Origin of the sequence: Mesorhizobium sp. M7A.F.Ca.CA.001.08.2.1 (assembly GCF_003998455.1) — a bacterium.
In the GTDB taxonomy this organism is placed as follows: Bacteria; Pseudomonadota; Alphaproteobacteria; order Rhizobiales; family Rhizobiaceae; genus Mesorhizobium; species Mesorhizobium ciceri.
In genome coordinates this window covers 1-2073 of record NZ_RZPW01000942.1, presented here as the reverse complement: position 1 = coordinate 2073, position 2073 = coordinate 1, and the positions used below count along the sequence as shown (strand labels likewise).

Sequence of the window (2073 nt, the reverse complement as noted above, 5' to 3'; positions counted from 1 at the left end):
GTACAGGAGCGCACGCGTCACGATCTTCAACACCATGGGCGAGACCGCCGACCCGCAAAGTTTTGGCCGGGCCGTCATAGAGACGAAAATTTTCGGCGGTCGTCTCGACGACGAAACCCATGCTATCGAAGTGCTCGAAGCCCACAACGCCGAAGTGATCTCAGCTTTCCCGCCGTCGCGCCTGCTGGTCTGTAAGGTGGCCGACGGCTGGCCGAACCTGTGCGCCTTTCTCGGCGTGCCGATCCCGGCTGAACCCTTCCCCCACAGCAACACCACTACCGAATTCCGAAACCGCTTCGCCAAATAAGCCCCACACCGAGTTCGACGCCGAAGCCAGGCCAATGCGCGTAGCAGCCTGTCCACGCCGGCTCCGTTGCGTGTAACCAACGGGGGAGCGGGTGCATCAGAAAGGGACGGTGGGCGCTGTTGGGCGCGAAGGTGCCATGCGGCTAGCCGCTCTCGGATGTCCGCTACTGGGCGGCGGCCATGATAAGTGCAATGGCCAACTTGAGGCGCAAAGTCGCCCGACTGCAACAGCGTGCGCGTGTTCGACCATGATGTCAGTGGCACCATAGCGGCGGCGCGGAGAACCTCGCCCCACGTACGCCCAGGCTGGTCGAGGGACGGCTGCAGGATTGCGAGGAGCCGGGTTGCCGATGCGTCGGCAAGCCGGTCCTCAAGGGGTCATTTTTAGGTAGGCACCGGCTTGATCTGACCAGAATGCAACGGCGGCCGAGAGTTAGGCCTGCCAAGGCCACTTCGCGCATTCGTTCCGAACCTGCGTACGACCAAGACCCAGGTCTGCAAGCTGATGGTCTTCGAGCTCGGCCAGCTGTCCACGTTGGCGGTAGAGTTGTATCCAACGCGATACTATCACAATAGGTCCTGTCGCATTGTTGATGATGTGACGAACATGCGTCGGCAACGACGACGGAGGCCTCCGGCCTTCAGTAAGTGGGTGATTGAACATTTCTCATCCTCTCGCTGCATCCATGTTGACGTGTCGCGCTGAAATGCTCCAATCTGCCCACGGGCGCAAAGCATGGTTTCTCGTGCTTGGCCGAATTTTTCTCATGACATGGTAGAAAATTGGCTCGCCGACTGCCATCACTCAACGCCCTCAAGGCCTTCGAGGCCGCGGCTCGCCACGGGAGTTTCACCAGGGCGGCGGACGAACTATCCGTGACGCAGGGCGCGGTGAGCCATCAGGTGAAGGCGCTCGAGCTCGAATTGGGCGTCAGGCTGTTCGATCGCGAACGTCAAAAGCTGAGCATCACGCGAGCCGGCCTCTCCTATCTAGAGGTGGTACGTGATGCCTTCGACCGTATAGCTCTCGGCACGCAACGCATTCAGCATCTATCCAGGGCCGGCGCGTTGACGGTCAGCACGTCGCCCGACTTTGCCTCCAAGTGGTTGGTAAATCGCCTTGGCAGGTTTGCAGAGACGCATCCGGACATCGACCTCAGGGTTTCCGCAACCATGCATCACGTCGACTTCGCAAGAGAGGACGTCGATCTTGCCGTGCGGCATGGCGATGGCAACTGGGCTGGGCATGATGTTGTCCGCCTGTGTTCCGAGCAGCTGTTCGCGGTTTGCAGTCCCAAACTTCATCAGCGGATGCGCGAGCCGTCCGATGTGTTGAAATTTCCGCTGCTGCATCTTGATGACCGGAAGGACTGGTCGGAATGGCTCGAGGCTGCTGGCGTGCGAGATGCCAAACTCTCCCACGGACCGGTCCTGAACCGTGCCAGCATGGTCATAGACGCCGCTGTCGACGGCCAGGGCATCGCACTCGCCCGCACCACGCTTGCGGCTTGGGATCTCATCAACGGGCGCCTCGTCAGACCGTTTGCTACGGCTCTGCGATTGTCCAAGACATACTGGATCGTCTGCCCCCGCGCGATGTCGATGGTCCCTAAAATCATCACATTTCGTGAATGGCTGTTGGCCGAGGCCGCTGACGACGTGTCTCGCCTCCAGACGCTCGATCCATAGTGGCACGTTAAACCGCGAACGCACGGCAGTCGCAACCGCTCGACTGCGACGGCGAGGGTCCGGTTATCAGTCTCAAGC

Annotated in this window: 3 protein-coding genes; 2 read left to right on the top strand and 1 reads right to left on the bottom strand. The window is 60.5% G+C overall.

Features of this window, described 5'->3' with window-relative positions:
- Positions 1-307, top strand: a 307-nt coding sequence (locus EN914_RS33255; protein WP_281034686.1) for a sulfotransferase, incomplete at its 5' end; no start/stop codon positions are given.
- Between the two features lie 432 nt (positions 308-739).
- Here the strand turns inward: EN914_RS33255 and EN914_RS40205 are convergent.
- On the bottom strand, positions 740-970 hold the full coding sequence (locus EN914_RS40205; RefSeq protein ID WP_081714486.1) for a DUF1127 domain-containing protein: 231 nt from the start codon (positions 968-970) through the stop codon (positions 740-742).
- A 119-nt stretch (positions 971-1089) separates the two neighbouring features.
- Here EN914_RS40205 and EN914_RS33245 point away from each other — a divergent pair, with 119 nt between their 5' ends.
- Positions 1090-1995, top strand: coding sequence for a transcriptional regulator GcvA (locus EN914_RS33245; protein ID WP_024505892.1), 906 nt, complete (start codon positions 1090-1092; stop codon positions 1993-1995).
- Positions 1996-2073: the final 78 nt, after the last annotated feature.